The 14,415-nt window shown below is 66.2% G+C and carries 14 protein-coding genes; 11 read left to right on the top strand and 3 right to left on the bottom strand.

The window, feature by feature from the left end:
- Positions 1 to 13 precede the first annotated feature (13 nt).
- The 11 genes from ABGX75_RS05535 (at position 14) to slmA (ending at position 11,682) form a co-directional block, all read left to right on the top strand.
- Complete coding sequence (locus ABGX75_RS05535) at positions 14 to 1,036, top strand: Zn-dependent oxidoreductase (RefSeq protein ID WP_347411233.1); 1,023 nt, start codon at positions 14 to 16, stop codon at positions 1,034 to 1,036.
- Between the two features lie 97 nt (positions 1,037 to 1,133).
- The gene (locus tag ABGX75_RS05530; protein ID WP_347411232.1) at positions 1,134 to 2,102 is read left to right on the top strand and encodes a TRAP transporter substrate-binding protein; all 969 of its coding nucleotides are present in this window, start codon (positions 1,134 to 1,136) and stop codon (positions 2,100 to 2,102) included.
- 82 nt (positions 2,103 to 2,184) lie between these two features.
- The gene (locus ABGX75_RS05525) at positions 2,185 to 2,757 is read left to right on the top strand and encodes a TRAP transporter small permease (RefSeq protein ID WP_035413264.1); all 573 of its coding nucleotides are present in this window, start codon (positions 2,185 to 2,187) and stop codon (positions 2,755 to 2,757) included.
- A complete protein-coding gene (locus ABGX75_RS05520) occupies positions 2,757 to 4,037 on the top strand; it encodes a TRAP transporter large permease (protein WP_011508269.1) in 1,281 nt (426 codons plus the stop codon). Before ABGX75_RS05525 ends, ABGX75_RS05520 begins: the two co-directional genes overlap by 1 nt.
- 6 nt (positions 4,038 to 4,043) lie before the next feature.
- Positions 4,044 to 5,501 (top strand): mannitol dehydrogenase family protein, encoded by a 1,458-nt coding sequence (locus tag ABGX75_RS05515; RefSeq protein WP_347411231.1) that lies wholly within the window; start codon positions 4,044 to 4,046, stop codon positions 5,499 to 5,501.
- A 9-nt stretch (positions 5,502 to 5,510) separates the two neighbouring features.
- On the top strand, positions 5,511 to 6,686 hold the full coding sequence (gene uxuA / locus ABGX75_RS05510) for a mannonate dehydratase (RefSeq protein ID WP_347411230.1): 1,176 nt from the start codon (positions 5,511 to 5,513) through the stop codon (positions 6,684 to 6,686).
- Positions 6,687 to 6,770: 84 nt separating this feature from the next.
- Positions 6,771 to 8,021: a bifunctional phosphopantothenoylcysteine decarboxylase/phosphopantothenate--cysteine ligase CoaBC gene (coaBC, locus tag ABGX75_RS05505; RefSeq protein WP_347411229.1), complete on the top strand. Its 1,251-nt coding sequence runs from the start codon at positions 6,771 to 6,773 to the stop codon at positions 8,019 to 8,021.
- Between the two features lie 14 nt (positions 8,022 to 8,035).
- Positions 8,036 to 8,512, top strand: a complete 477-nt coding sequence (gene dut / locus ABGX75_RS05500; protein WP_011508273.1) for a dUTP diphosphatase — start codon at positions 8,036 to 8,038, stop codon at positions 8,510 to 8,512.
- A 74-nt stretch (positions 8,513 to 8,586) separates the two neighbouring features.
- A complete protein-coding gene (locus ABGX75_RS05495; protein WP_011508274.1) occupies positions 8,587 to 9,990 on the top strand; it encodes a phosphomannomutase/phosphoglucomutase in 1,404 nt (467 codons plus the stop codon).
- A 50-nt stretch (positions 9,991 to 10,040) separates the two neighbouring features.
- Complete coding sequence (gene argB / locus ABGX75_RS05490; RefSeq protein WP_011508275.1) at positions 10,041 to 10,961, top strand: acetylglutamate kinase; 921 nt, start codon at positions 10,041 to 10,043, stop codon at positions 10,959 to 10,961.
- A gap of 103 nt (positions 10,962 to 11,064) precedes the next feature.
- Entirely contained in the window at positions 11,065 to 11,682 is a 618-nt protein-coding gene (gene slmA / locus ABGX75_RS05485; protein ID WP_011508276.1) for a nucleoid occlusion factor SlmA, read from the top strand.
- Positions 11,683 to 11,745: 63 nt separating this feature from the next.
- Here the strand turns inward: slmA and rpoH are convergent, their stop codons facing one another.
- From rpoH to ftsE, 3 genes are all read right to left on the bottom strand, one after another.
- The gene (gene rpoH, locus ABGX75_RS05480; protein ID WP_035413239.1) at positions 11,746 to 12,612 is read right to left on the bottom strand and encodes an RNA polymerase sigma factor RpoH; all 867 of its coding nucleotides are present in this window, start codon (positions 12,610 to 12,612) and stop codon (positions 11,746 to 11,748) included.
- A gap of 143 nt (positions 12,613 to 12,755) precedes the next feature.
- Entirely contained in the window at positions 12,756 to 13,748 is a 993-nt protein-coding gene (gene ftsX, locus ABGX75_RS05475) for a permease-like cell division protein FtsX (RefSeq protein ID WP_011508278.1), read from the bottom strand.
- On the bottom strand, positions 13,745 to 14,413 hold the full coding sequence (gene ftsE, locus ABGX75_RS05470) for a cell division ATP-binding protein FtsE (protein WP_011508279.1): 669 nt from the start codon (positions 14,411 to 14,413) through the stop codon (positions 13,745 to 13,747). The genes ftsX and ftsE overlap by 4 nt, the downstream gene beginning before the upstream one ends.
- Between the last annotated feature and the right edge of the window lie 2 nt (positions 14,414 to 14,415).

The raw sequence follows: 14,415 nt of genomic DNA, 5'->3' as shown, positions 1-14,415 counted from the left end.
AGCGGAGTCCGTCATGAAAGCATTCGAGGTTCGCGCCCCTCACGACTTCGGCATCGTCGACATCGATGCCCCGCAGGCCGCCGCCGGCGAGGTGCTGGTCGGCGTCGCCTTCGCCGGGATCTGTGGCTCGGACATGCACATCATCCACGGCGATAACGCCTTCGTGCGGTTCCCACGCATCACCGGCCACGAGTTCGCCGGCATCGTCGAGGACATCGGCGACGGCGTCGAGGGCCTCGCGGTGGGCGACCGGGTGTGCATCGACCCGGTCATCAGCTGCGGCGAGTGCTACCCGTGCCGCATCGGCCGTCCCAACGTCTGTACCCGGCTCGCCGTGATCGGCGTGCACCGCAACGGCGGCTTCGAGCAGCGCGTCAGCGTGCCGGCGGACAACGTGCACCGCCTGCCGGCGAACGTCGGTCTCGACCAGGCCGCGCTGGTCGAACCGTACACCATCGCGGCCAATGTGCTGGAGCGCATGCAGCCGCATGACGGCGACGCCCTGCTGATCCTCGGCGCCGGCGTGATCGGCCTGACCATCCTGCAGGTCGCCCGCGCCAAGGGGCTCACCGACATCACCGTCTGCGACGTCATCGACGACCGCCTGGATGTCGCCCGCTCGCTGGGCGCCAGCCACACCGTCAATGGACAACGACAGGACCTGGAGGCCGTGATGAGCGAGCGCAGCGACGGCGAGGGCATTCCGCTGATCGCCGACGCCGCCTGCGTGCCGGCCCTGTTCCCGCAGCTGGCGCGCATCGCCTCGCCGGCCGGGCGCATCGGGCTGCTGGGTTTCAACGCCACGCCCAGCGACCTGGTTCAGCTCGAGGTGATCAAGAAGGAGCTGACGATCGTCGGCTCGCGCCTCAACAACCGCAAGTTTCCCGACGTCATCGAGATGCTCGCCAGCGGGCGGCTCGATGCCTCGGCGCTGGTCAGCCACCGGCTGCCCTTCGCCGAGATGGGTGAGGCGATCCACATGATCGACCATCACCCGGAACGGGTGCGCAAGGTGCTCATCGAGCTCGGTGCCTGACGCATCGCGCGATGCGCCTCGCGCTCCACAACGCTGGATTGCCGGACACTTCAATGCTCGACAACAACAGCCATCAATCGAAGTCAGGAGCAACGTCATGTTCAAACAGCTACTCGCCAGCGCCGTCATCGGCTCGAGCCTGCTTGCGGCACCGTTCGCCACGGCGGCGGACTACACCCTCAAGTTCGGTCACCTGGCCAACGAGGAACATATCTGGAACAAGGCCGCCGAACGCTTCAAGGAGGTCGTCGAGAAACGCTCGGACGGCCGGATCGAGGTACAGATCTTTCCCAACGAACAGTTGGGGAACGAAATGGACGTCATCAACAGTATTCAGCTCGGCACCGCCGACATGACCATTACCGGTGAAAGCCTGCAGAACTGGGCCCCCAAGGCGGCGATGATGGCCGTGCCTTATGCCTTCAGCGATTCGGGGCAGATGCGCAAGGCGGTCGAGGGCGACATCGGTGAGCAGATCGAAGCGCAGATCGAGGAGAAGACCGGCCTGGTCCCGATCGCCTGGTTCGAGCGCGGTCCGCGTGAGCTGACCTCCAACCGGCCGATCAAGGAACCCGCCGATCTCGACGGCCTGCGGCTGCGCGTACCCAACGTGCCGCTTTTCGTCGATACCTGGCAGGCGCTCGGCGCCAAGCCCACGCCGATGGCCTTCAGCGAGGTATTCACGTCGCTGCAGCAGGGCACCATCGATGCCCAGGAGAATCCCCTGTCGCTGATCGAAAGTGCCAGCTTCGACGAGGTGCAGGATTACGTGAACCTGACCGACCACGTGCGCAGCTGGATCTACGTGGTAATCGGCAAGCAGAAGCTCGAATCGATGCCCGATGACCTGCAGAAGGTCGTTCTTGACGCCGCCGACAAGATGCAGAGCTACGAGGAAGAGCTGTTCGCCGAAGATCAGAAGCGACTGCGCAAGACGCTCGAGGAAGCCGGCATGGAATTCGTCGAGGTCGACCAGCAAGCCTTCGCCGAAAAGGCCCGGCCCGCCGTCGAGGCCTCGTTGAACGAAGAACAACAGGCCCTCTACCAGGCCATTCAGGACCTCTGAATCGAGGCGCTCCGGGTCGGCGATACCCCGCCGCCCCGGAGACTTCGCTCATTCACCGCAGGCTTTCAAGCAAGGGATTCCCATGCGTGAACCCGATTCAGCCTCTCCCGACGCCCTGCACGACATTGCCGCGATTCCGCCCATGGGCGGTGCGTTCGGCCGCCTGGTCACCGGACTGGACAGACTGTTCGCCCTGCTCGCCTCGCTGGCGCTGGTCGGCATCGCCGCGGTAGTGATCCTGCAGATCGTCGCCCGCACGGCACTGCCCAGCTCTCCCGCCTGGACCGAAGAGCTGTCGCGCTACCTTTTCATCTACATGGTGGCGCTGTCCGCCGGCCTGGTATTGCGTCGCGACCGCCACGTCAACGTCGAGCTCTTTCAACAATACCTCGGGCGTCGCGGTCAGTGGCTGTATCGCGCCCTGATCTGTCTCGCGGTAGGCAGCTTCGCCGCGATGATGCTGCCCTACGCCTGGCAGTATGCGCAGATCGGCGCCTTCCAGACCTCGCCGACCCTGCGCCTGCCCATGCGCTACGTGTTCTTCTCCACCGTCGTTCTCTTTGGCTTGACCGCCCTCTATGCGGTGATCGGCGTCATCGAAGCCGGCGTGGCGATCAAGCGCGATGCATCCGCCCAGCGTCAGGAGCCTCACTGATGGAAGTCTTCATTCTCTTCAGCGTATTCATCGTGCTGCTGCTGATCGGCATCCCCATCGCCTTTTCCCTGGGCATCGCCTCGCTCTCCTATCTCCTGCTCGCGGACATCTCGCTGACCATCATCCCGCAGCGAATGTACGGCGGCATCGACACGTTCGTGCTGCTGTGCATCCCCGGCTTCGTGCTGGCAGGCAACCTGATGAACGTCGGCAACATCACCGACCATATCGTGCGTTTCTCGAACGCGCTGGTGGGGCACATCCGTGGCGGCCTGGGGCTGGCCAACGTGGGGGGCTCGATGATCTTCGGCGGGATCTCCGGCACCGCCGTGGCCGACGCGGCGAGCATCGGCTCGGTGATGATCCCCGGCATGTCCCGCGCCGGGTACGACAAGCCCTTCGCCGCCGCGGTGACCGCCGCCTCCTCGACGGTGGGCCCGATCATCCCGCCCAGCGTGCCGATGATCATCGCCGGCTCGCTGTCCGGCGTCTCGGTGGGACGCATGTTCCTGGCCGGCGCCATCCCCGGCCTGCTGCTGGGCCTGGCGATGATGATCACCGTGTACATCCTGGCGGTGAAACGCGGGTACCCGCGCGAGAAACGCTCCACGTTCCGGCAACTGGTGCTGGAAGGACGCAGTGCCTTCTGGGCATTGCTGATGACCTTCATCATTCTCTACGGGATCGTCGGCGGCGTTTTCACCCCCACCGAAGCCTCGATCGTCGCCAGCCTGTATGCCCTGGTGATCGGCATGTTCGTCTACAAGGGCATCACCTGGCGCAATCTGCCGCAGATCGTCATCGACACCGTCCTGACCTCGGGGTCGCTGATGATCCTGGTCGGCCTGGCCAACCTGTTCGGCTGGATCCTCACCAGCCAGCAGATTCCGCAGATGATCGCCGACCAGATCCTGGCCATCAGCGACAACCCGCTGGTCGTGATCCTGATCCTCAATCTGATCCTGCTGGTGGTGGGTACCTTCATGGAAACCATCGCTGCCCTGATCATCCTGTTCCCGGCGCTGCTGGGCGTCGCCACCGGGGTCGGCATGGATCCCGTGCACTTCGGCCTGATGGCGGTGCTCAACCTGATGATCGGACTGACCACACCGCCGCTCGGGGTCTGCCTGTTCGTGGTCGCCGGCATCGGCAAGCTGCCCATGCTGCGCGTGGCCCGTGCCATCGTGCCGTTTCTGATCTGCAATCTCGTGGTGCTGCTGCTGGTCGCATACATCCCCGCCCTGTCGCTCTGGCTACCCAACCTGCTGCTCGGGGAGTGATCGTTCATGACACCGACATCGATACCCAGCGTCCATGCGCCAGCCGAGGTGGGCATCGTGCATCTCGGCCTGGGTGCCTTCCACCGCGCCCACCAGGCGGTCTACCTTGAGCGCAACCTGGCCCGCCACGCTGGCGGCCCGTGGGGCATCGCCAGTGCCAACCTCCGCTCCAACCGCCGTCTCGTCGAGCTGATGCGCGAACGCGGTCAGCACTATCACGTCGCCGAGTACGCCGACAGCGACACCCTGACGCTGCGGGAAATCACGGCGATCCGCGAAACCTACTATGCCGGCCCCGACGGCGAGGACCTCGACGCCCTGCTGGAGCGCATGAGCGAACCCGATGTACGCATCGTCACGCTGACCGTGACGGAGAAGGGCTACCACCTTGATCCGGCCGACGGCCGACTGCGGCTCGATGCCGAGCCGATTCGCCACGATATCGCCTCGCCCGCGCGGCCCTGGACCGCCCCGGGCATGCTGGTCGAGGCGCTGGCCCGGCGCCGGGCGGCCGGTACGCCACCTTTCGCGGTACTCAGTTGCGACAACATGCCGGACAACGGCAAGCGCGTCCGTCGCGCGGCAATCGAGCTGGCGCGCCATCGCGACGAGCGGCTCGCCGAATGGATCGCCGATGCCGTCGCCTTCCCCTGCAGCATGGTCGATCGCATCGTCCCGGCGATGAGCGACGATGCGTTCCAGCGCCTGAGCGCCCTCGGCATCGACGATCCAGCAGCGGTGGTCTGCGAGGCCTTCAGCCAGTGGGTGATCGAGGACGACTTCCCACAGGGTCGCCCCGACTGGGAGCACGACGGGGTACAGATGGTCGCCGATGTCGCGCCCTTCGAGACCATGAAGCTGCGCATGCTCAACGGCAGCCACTCGCTGCTCGCCTATCTCGGCGCGCTGGCCGGCATCGAGACGGTGGCAGAAGCCGTCGAGCGCCCTGAATTCGTCGCTCTGCTGCGCCGCTACATGCGGGGTGAAGCCGCACCGACACTCGCCATGCCGGCCGGCATCGATCTCGAAGCCTATGCCGACCGCCTGATCGAACGCTTCGCCAACGACAGCCTGCATCATCGCCTGCAGCAGATCGCCATGGACGGGTCTCAGAAACTGCCCCAGCGCTGGCTCGCCGGCGCCCGGAAACAGCTCGACACCGGCGGCGAGATCGGCTGCACGGCGCTCGGCGTGGCGGCCTGGATCCGCTATACCGCCGGCAACGACCTGGCAGGCGCGCGCCACCCGGTCGACGATCCGATGGCCGACACCCTCGCCACCCTGCATGCCGACCATCGCGAGAGCGAGGCGCTGATCGCCGCCTTTCTCGGTCTCGACAGCGTTTTTCCGCGCGACCTGACCGACGATGCCCGCTTCTCACATGCAGTGCTCGAGGCCTACCGCACACTGGACGAAGGTGGCGTCGAGAGGTCGCTGACCGACCTTGACGCACGCACACGATAGGAGACGACCATGGAACACACCTGGCGCTGGTTCGGGCCCGACGACCCGATCACCCTCGACGAGATTCGCCAGACCGGAGCCACCGGTATCGTCACCGCCCTGCACGAGATCCCCAACGGCGAAATCTGGCCGGAAGCGGCGATCACCGAACGCAAGCGCCTGATCGAGGCCTCGGGTCTTGCCTGGTCGGTCGTCGAAAGCGTCCCCGTGCATGAAGACATCAAGCAGGGGCGCGGCGACTGCGAGACCCATATCGCCCGCTACCAGCAAACGCTGCGCAACCTGGCGGCCTGCGGCATCGACGTGGTCTGCTACAACTTCATGCCGGTGCTCGACTGGACGCGCACCGATCTGGCCTGGCCACTGCCCGGCGGGGGCACGGCGCTGCGTTTCGATCAGACCGCCTTCGCCGCCTTCGACCTCTATCTGCTCGAGCGTCCAGGCGCCGAGGCCGACTACGACGCCACCGAGCGCGACGCCGCACGCGCCTATCTCGACGGCCTCGACGAGAGTGCCCGCCAGCGGTTGACCGATACCATCATCGCCGGACTGCCCGGCGCCGAGGAGCACTACAGCCTGGCACGTTTCCGCGAGGTCATTGCCGAGTATGCCGAGATCGATGCCGAGCGCTTGCGCGACAACCTCGGCCACTTCCTGCGTGCGGTGGTGCCGGTGGCCGAGGAGGTCGGCATCCGCCTGGCGATCCATCCCGACGATCCCCCGCGGCCGCTGCTGGGTCTGCCGCGGGTGGTCTCGACCCCCCGTGACGTGCAATGGATTCTCGATGCCGCGCCCAGCCCGGCCAACGGCCTGACCTTCTGCACCGGCTCCTACGGTGTCAGCGCGTCAATCGATCTGGTGGCGATGGGCGAGCGTTTTGCCGAGCGCATCTACTTCGCCCACCTGCGCGCCACGCAGCGCGAGGACGACCCCCGGAGCTTCCACGAAGCGGCCCATCTCGACGGCGACGTGGACATGGTCGGCGTGATCAAGGCCCTGGTCGGCGAGGAACGTCGCCGCGAACGCGACGGCGGCCCGCGACTGCCCCTGCGTCCCGATCACGGTCATCACCTGCTCGACGACCTGAGTCGCGACACCCGCCCCGGTTACCCCCTGATCGGTCGGCTCAAGGGGCTGGCAGAATTGCGCGGGGTCGAGACCGCGATCAAACAACTCGCGATCTAGCGCTCCCAGGAGAGGGACGGGTCATACGCAGCTAGCTGACAGAATGGTAGTATCATCGCTGGAGCCTCCCAGGGATGAGCCACCATGTCACAGTTGAGTCCCATGCCACTGGCGGGCAAGCGCGTCTTGCTCGGTATCAGCGCGGGTATCGCCGCTTATAAAAGCGCCCATCTCGCACGCCTGCTGAAAAAGGCGGGCTGCGAGGTGCGGGTGGTCATGACCGAAGGGGCGCAGGCCTTCATCACGCCGCTGACGCTGCAGGCGCTGACCGGAGAGGCGGTACGCACGTCACTGCTCGACCCCGAGGCCGAAGCCGGCATGGGCCATATCGAGCTGGCGCGCTGGGCCGAACTGATCCTCGTCGCGCCGGCCACCGCCGACGTGATGGCACGCCTGGCCCACGGCCATGCCGACGATCTGTTGACCACGCTGTGTCTGGCCAGCGACGCCGAGTGCATCATGGCACCGGCGATGAACCAGGCGATGTGGGCCCATCCGGCGACCCAGGCCAACGTCGCGACACTCCACCGCCTGGGCTGGCGCTTGCTGGGCCCCGACGGCGGCGAACAGGCATGCGGCGATGTCGGCCCCGGCCGCATGCGCGAGCCGGAGGCGCTGCTCGCCGAGCTGACGGAGGCACCGGTCGTGCGCGATGCCGAGGCGTTGCGGGTGACGATCACCGCCGGGCCTACCCGGGAGGCGCTCGACCCGGTGCGTTACCTCTCCAATCACAGTTCCGGCAAGATGGGCTACGCCCTGGCCGAGGCCTGGGCCCGGCGCGGTGCCCAGGTACGCTTGATCAGCGGACCGGTCAGCCTGGCGGCGCCCACGAATGTCGAGCGCGTCGATGTCACATCAGCCAGCGAGATGCTGAGCGCCGCCGAGAAATCCGCCGCCGAGAGCGACATCTTCATCGGCTGCGCGGCGGTCGCCGACTACCGTGCCGACACGGTGGCCGAGCACAAGCTCAAGAAGGCCGACGCGAGCGATACCATGACGCTCACCCTGGTCAAGAATCCCGACATCGTGGCGACCATCGCCGCCCGTTCCCCGCGTCCGCTGGTGGTGGGATTTGCCGCCGAGACACGGGACCTGGAGCGTTACGCTCGCGACAAGCTCACACGCAAGGGCATGGACATGATCGTCGCCAACGATGTCTCGAGCGCGGGGCTCGGCTTCGGTGCCGACGACAACGCCGCGCTCTTGCTCTGGCACGCCGACGACACCATCGAGCGTCAGGCGCTGCCCGCGCAAGCCAAGACCGACCTGGCCGACGCCATCGTCGACCGGGTCTTGAGCCTTTACGCCAACCGCGCCGCCACGGCGCACGACTGACGGACCGATTTCCCATGTCAGAAGCTTCGTTGTCCGCCGACACACGCCTGTCGGTGAAGATACTGGACGAACGCGTACGCGACTTCCCCCTGCCCAGCTACGCCACCGCCGGCAGTGCCGGCCTGGATCTGCGCGCCCTGCTCGACGGCCCGCTCACCCTGGCGCCCGGCGACTGCGAGCTGGTACGGACCGGCCTGGCCGTGCACATCGGCGACCCGGGGCTGGCCGGCATGATCCTGCCGCGCTCCGGTCTGGGGCACAAGCACGGCATCGTGCTGGGCAATCTCGTCGGCCTGATCGATTCCGACTACCAGGGCGAGCTGATGGTGTCGGTCTGGAACCGGGGACGCGACGCCTTCGTCCTCGAGCCGGGCGAACGCCTGGCACAGTACGTGCTTGTACCTGTGGTACAAGCGACCCTCGACATCGTCGAGGATTTCGCGGTCAGCGAACGCGCCGCCGGTGGCTTTGGCCATTCCGGCCGCCACTGAGTGCGGGCTGGGCGGCCAACGCCCCCGTCCCGATGTTCACGGCCACACGGCCACCGACTTGAAGGGATTCAATCATGAGTCAGCAAGCTTCCATCAGCGCTTCCATCTTCCGCGCCTATGACATCCGCGGCATCGTCGACGACACCCTGACCGAGGAAGGCGTCGAGCTGATCGGTCGCGCCATCGGTGCCGAAGCCGCCAGCCGCGGCGAGTCCACGGTGGTCGTCGCACGCGATGGCCGGCATTCGGGCCAGCGCCTGCAGGCCGCCTTGATGCGCGGCCTGCGCCGCGCGGGGCGCGACGTCGTCGATATCGGCATGGTGCCCACGCCGGTTCTCTACTTCGCCACCCACACGCTGGACGGCACGCGCTCCGGCGTCATGGTCACCGGCAGCCACAACCCGCCCGACTACAATGGCTTCAAGATCGTGCTGGGCGGCGAAACCCTGTCCGGCGAGGCGATCACCGCACTCTACCAGCGCATCCAGGACGACGCGCTCGGCGATGGCGACGGCGGCCTGCGGGAGATGGATGTACGCGATGCCTATCTGGAACGCATCCTCGGTGATGTCGTCCTGAACGGACGCATCAAGGCCGTGGTCGACTGTGGCAACGGCGTGGCCGGCGAGCTGGGGCCCAAGCTGATCGAGCGCCTGGGCGCCGAGACCGTACCGCTGTTCGCCGAGATCGACGGCGACTTCCCCAACCACCATCCCGACCCCGGCAAGCTCGAAAACCTCGAGGACCTGATCCGCACCGTCAAGGAAACCGGCGCGGACATCGGCCTGGCCTTCGACGGCGACGGCGACCGCCTCGGCGTGGTGACGCCCGCCGGCGAGGTGATCTATCCCGACCGTCTGATGATGGCCTTCGCCGAGGACATGCTCGAGCGCAATCCCGGCGCCCGCGTGATCTTCGACGTCAAGTGCACCGGCAACCTGGCCCAGGTGATCGAAAACGCCGGCGGCACGCCCGAGATGTGGCGCACCGGCCACTCGCTGATCAAGGCGCGCATGAAGGAAACCGGCGCGGCATTGGCCGGCGAGATGAGCGGCCACATCTTCTTCAAGGAACGCTGGTACGGTTTCGACGATGGCCTGTACGGCGCCGCGCGGCTGCTGGAGATTCTTGCCAGGCAGCGCGCCGAGCACGACCTGGACGCCGATGCCTTCTTCGCTCGCTTTCCGCAGGACCTGGGCACGCCGGAAATCAACGTCAAGGTGACCGACGACAACAAGTTCGACATCGTCGAGAAACTGGCCCGCGACGGCGATTTCGGCGACGACGGCGTCAAGACCACGCTCGACGGTATCCGTGTCGACTTCGCGGATGGCTGGGGGCTGTGCCGCGCCTCCAACACCACGCCGATGCTGGTGCTGCGTTTCGAAGGCAAGAACCAGGACGCCTTGTCGCGCATCCAGGCCCAGTTTCGCGCCGCCCTCAAGCAGGTCGCCCCCGAGGCCGATCTCCCGTTCTGACCCCCGCGGCCGGCGCTACGCGCCGGCCGTAGCCAATGGAGACAGCGCTCATGAGCGAAAACGCACGCGACCCGCGTCTAGTGGTCGAGATCCTGTCCGAGGCGCTGCCCTACATCCAGCGCTTTTCCGGCAAGACCGTCGTGGTCAAGTACGGCGGCAACGCCATGACCGAGGACACCCTGATCGACTCCTTCGCCCGCGACATGGTGTTGATGAAGGAAGTCGGCATCAATCCGGTGGTCGTCCATGGCGGCGGGCCGCAGATCGGCGAGCTGCTCGAACGCTTGAACATCGAGTCGCGCTTCGTCGGCGGCATGCGCGTCACCGACGCCGAGACCATGGATGTGGTCGAGATGGTGCTCGGCGGCCTCGTCAACAAGAGCATCGTCAACCTGATCAACCGCAGCGGCGGCAAGGCCATCGGCCTGACCGGCAAGGATGGCGCGCAGATCACCGCGCGGCAGCTGCGTGTCGAACACCAGACGCCGGAGATGACCGCGCCGGAGATCATCGACATCGGCCATGTCGGCGAAGTCGAGCATATCGCCACGGATCTCATCGAGATGCTCGCCGCCCGCGACTTCATTCCGGTGATCGCGCCGATCGGCGTCGATGCCGAGGGTCACAGCTACAACATCAACGCCGACCTGGTGGCCGGCAAGGTCGCCGAGGCCCTGGGCGCCGAGAAGCTGATGCTGCTGACCAACGTCGCCGGGTTGATGAACGCCGAGGGCGAGGTCATGACCGGCCTCTCCACCGCGCAGGTGGACGCCATGATCGGCGACGGCACCATTCATGGCGGCATGCTGCCCAAGATTCGCTGTGCCCTGGAAGCCGTCAAGGGCGGCGTGGCCAGCTCGCACATCATCGACGGACGCGTCCCCCACGCCACGCTGCTGGAGATCTTCACCAACGCCGGTGTCGGTACCCTGATCACCGACACTGCCAGCGACGTGAGCCCCGAGGACTGACATTTTCTCGCACCCGGGACGGTGCACCGGGAGTGCCGACGATTTGTCGGTATCCCGGCTGCCCATTAGGATGGGCTAACACGATTCCAATAGAAGAATATCGATGACGCAGGAAACACCCAAGCAAACACGCCGGGAGCAGATCCTCCAGGCGCTGGCGCTGATGCTTCAGGAGGATAGCGGCAAACGAATCACCACCGCCGCGCTGGCGCGTCAGGTCGGCGTCAGTGAAGCCGCTCTCTATCGACACTTCCCCAGCAAGGCCAGGATGTTCGAAGGGCTGATCGAATTCATCGAGGAGACCCTGTTCGAGCGCATTCGCCGCATTCTCGAGGAAGAGGAACACGCCCAGGCACGCTGCCATCATATCCTGACGCTGCTGCTGGGCTTCGCCGAGAAGAACCCGGGGCTGTGCCGGCTGCTCGGCGGCGACGCCCTCACCGGGGAGACGGCGCGTCTGCGCGTGCGCATGACGCAGCTCTTCGACCGCCTGGAAACCCAGCTCAAGCAGATCCTGCGCGAGGCCGAGATCCGCGAGGGACTGCGCACCACGCTGCAGGTCTCGGCCGCCGCCAACCTGCTGCTGGCAGCGGCCGACGGCCGCATCACCCAGTACGTGCGCAGCGACTTCCGCCGTCTGCCCACCGAACACTGGGAAGACCAGTGGCAAATGCTGTCCGCGCGTCTGCTGGTCGCAGCCCCGCACCCCGCTCAGGTCTGAACGCACCAACGAAAACGCCCGGCACAAGGCCGGGCGTTCGCGTGTTCCACTTCTGAATCTGTCTCAAGCAGCCAGGGTATCGCCCAGTTGCTGCTTGATCTTCTTCATGGCGTTCTTTTCGAGCTGACGAATGCGCTCGGCGGAAACGCCATACACATCGGCAAGCTCGTGCAGGGTCGCCTTCGACTCGGCGAGCCAGCGCCGCTGCAGGATGTCCCGCGAACGCTCGTCGAGTTCGCCGAGCGCCGCTTGCAGACGGTGCGTGGAATCCTCTTCCCAGTCGGCGGCCTCGAGCTGCGCGGCGGGATCGAAACGTTCGTCGTCGAGGTAGTGTGCCGGCGCCTGGTACCCCTGGTCTTCTTCCTCGGACGGCGTGGCATCATAGCCAGCATCGAAGGCCGACAGGCGCCCTTCCATTTCGCGCACGACCTGCGGCTTGACGTCGAGATCCTTGGCGATGGCATCGACCTCGTCGTTGTTGAGCCAGGCCAGACGCTTCTTGGCGCCCCGCAGGTTGAAGAACAGCTTGCGCTGCGCCTTGGTGGTGGCGATCTTGACGATGCGCCAGTTACGCAGCACGTACTCGTGAATCTCGGCCTTGATCCAGTGCACGGCAAACGACACGAGGCGCACGCCCTGCGTCGGATCGAAACGCTTGACGGCCTTCATCAGGCCGACGTTGCCTTCCTGGATCAAATCGGCCTGGGGCAGCCCATAGCCGGAATAACTGCGGGCGATATGCACCACGAAGCGCAAATGCGACATGACCAGACGCCGCGCGGCTTCGAGATCACCTTGTTCGTAGAGGCGGAACCCCAACTCGCGCTCCTCCTCGGAGGACAGCACGGCAATGCGATTGACGGCCTGAATGTAGCCATTCAGGTCATGACCGGGAGAAAGATGACCCACGGACTGAAGACTGGTGCTCATGCAGATGTCTCCATCGGTTGTTCGCCCTGCGTGCGGTACGACGACCGGCACGGCGAAGGAATCAATGTGCCTGAAGACACGGATGACCCATTAGATTGCTAACCTGAACGAAAGTTCAATACATGTCTTCAGGCTTGTCAAGCCTAGCGGGGCTTGATGTCGGCGAGATGACGGCCGACGGCTAACCAGGCACCCGCCAAGCCGAGTAGTGTACTACAAAGGCACAACAATGCCGATCCCCCGAGCCCCAGCCGGGGCATGCTGAAATGCGCACCATAGCTCTCCGCCAGCGCGCTCACCGGCGCCGACAGCCATTGTCCGCCCAGGGTCAGCAGGAGAATCGCCAGGATCCCGCCCCCGAGACCGTACCAGGCGCCGCTGTACAAGAAAGGGCGTCGCACGAACGCATGCGTGGCACCGATCAGCGTCACCACTTCGATTTCCTGACGACGGCTTTCCACCGCCAGGCGAATGGTGTTGCCGACCACCAGCAGGACCCCGAGGCCGAACAGGCCGGCCAGCGCCAGTGCCATGCGCTGCCCGAGCTCGGCCAGACGGCGCAGGCGCTCCAGCCAGGCGAGGTCGACGCGCGCCTCGGCGACACCATCGACCGCTTCGAGATTGCTCGCCAGCACGCGGACCGCCTCGGGCCGCGTATCGTCGGGCGTCACCACCACGGCGGCGGGCAGCGGATTGTCCTGAAGCTCCGACAACGCATCCTCGAGGCCCAGGCCTTGCTGGAACTCGGCCAGCCCCTCGGCAGCGGTCACCAGGCGCGCCCCTGCCACGGGGGACTGCTCCCGCAGGCGCGCGGCGACATCCATGGCCTGACGCTCGTCGAGACGTGTGTCGAGATAGACGGTCACGGTCGCGCTCTCGTCGAGTTCGGCATCCAGCAGGCGGGCGCTGTCCAGTGCCAGCCACAGGCCGCTGGGCAGCACCAGGGCGATGGCGATGGCCAGCATGGTCAGCAGGCTGCCCATCGGACGCTTCGCCAAGCGCCAGGCACTGTCGACGCACATGGCACGGTGGTGGCGCAGCCACGCCCGCGTGCGACTCTCCAGCCCCACCTGGGACGTCCTGGCGCCGCGCCGCGTCGGACGCTGGCGCGCCTGGGTGGCCGTGCGTCGCGTCATGCCGCCTCCTCGTCGCCGACCAGGCGCCCCTGGCGCAGGCGCAACACGCGGTGATGCAGACGCGCGATCAATGCCAGGTCGTGGCTGGCGACCATGACGGTGGTGCCGATGCGGTTGAAGTCCTCGAACAGACGCATGATGTCGGTGGAAAGCTGGGGGTCGAGATTGCCGGTGGGCTCGTCGGCCAGCAGCAGCGACGGCTTGTTGACCACCGCGCGGGCGATGCCGACCCGTTGACGCTCGCCGCTCGAGAGCTCGATGGGCAGCGCCTTCTCGCGATGCAGCAAGCCCACCTTGTCCAGTGCGGCGCGAACGCGACGCGCCGACTCGCGCGGTTCCACGCCCTGAATGTCGAGCGGCAACGCCACGTTGGCGAACACGCTGCGGTCGAACAACAGCTGGTGGTCCTGGAACACCACCCCGATCTGGCGACGGTAGTAGGGAATCTGGCTGAGATGCAGACGGTCGAGGTCATGACCGGCGACCAGAACCCGCCCCCGCGAGGGCTTTTCCAGCCGCATGATCAGGCGCAGCAGCGAGCTCTTGCCGGCACCGGAATGCCCGGTGAGGAACAGCATTTCGCCCCGCCCCACGCGGAAATTGACATCCGCCAGGGCCTCGAAACGTCCGCCGTAGCGCTTGCCGACATGCTCGAAAGCAATCATGA

The sequence above is a fragment of the Chromohalobacter sp. genome (assembly GCF_039830575.1).
Taxonomy (GTDB): Bacteria; Pseudomonadota; Gammaproteobacteria; order Pseudomonadales; family Halomonadaceae; genus Chromohalobacter; species Chromohalobacter israelensis.
The sequence above is the reverse complement of the archived record's forward strand: the minus strand, read 5'-3'. Positions and strand labels throughout refer to the sequence as shown.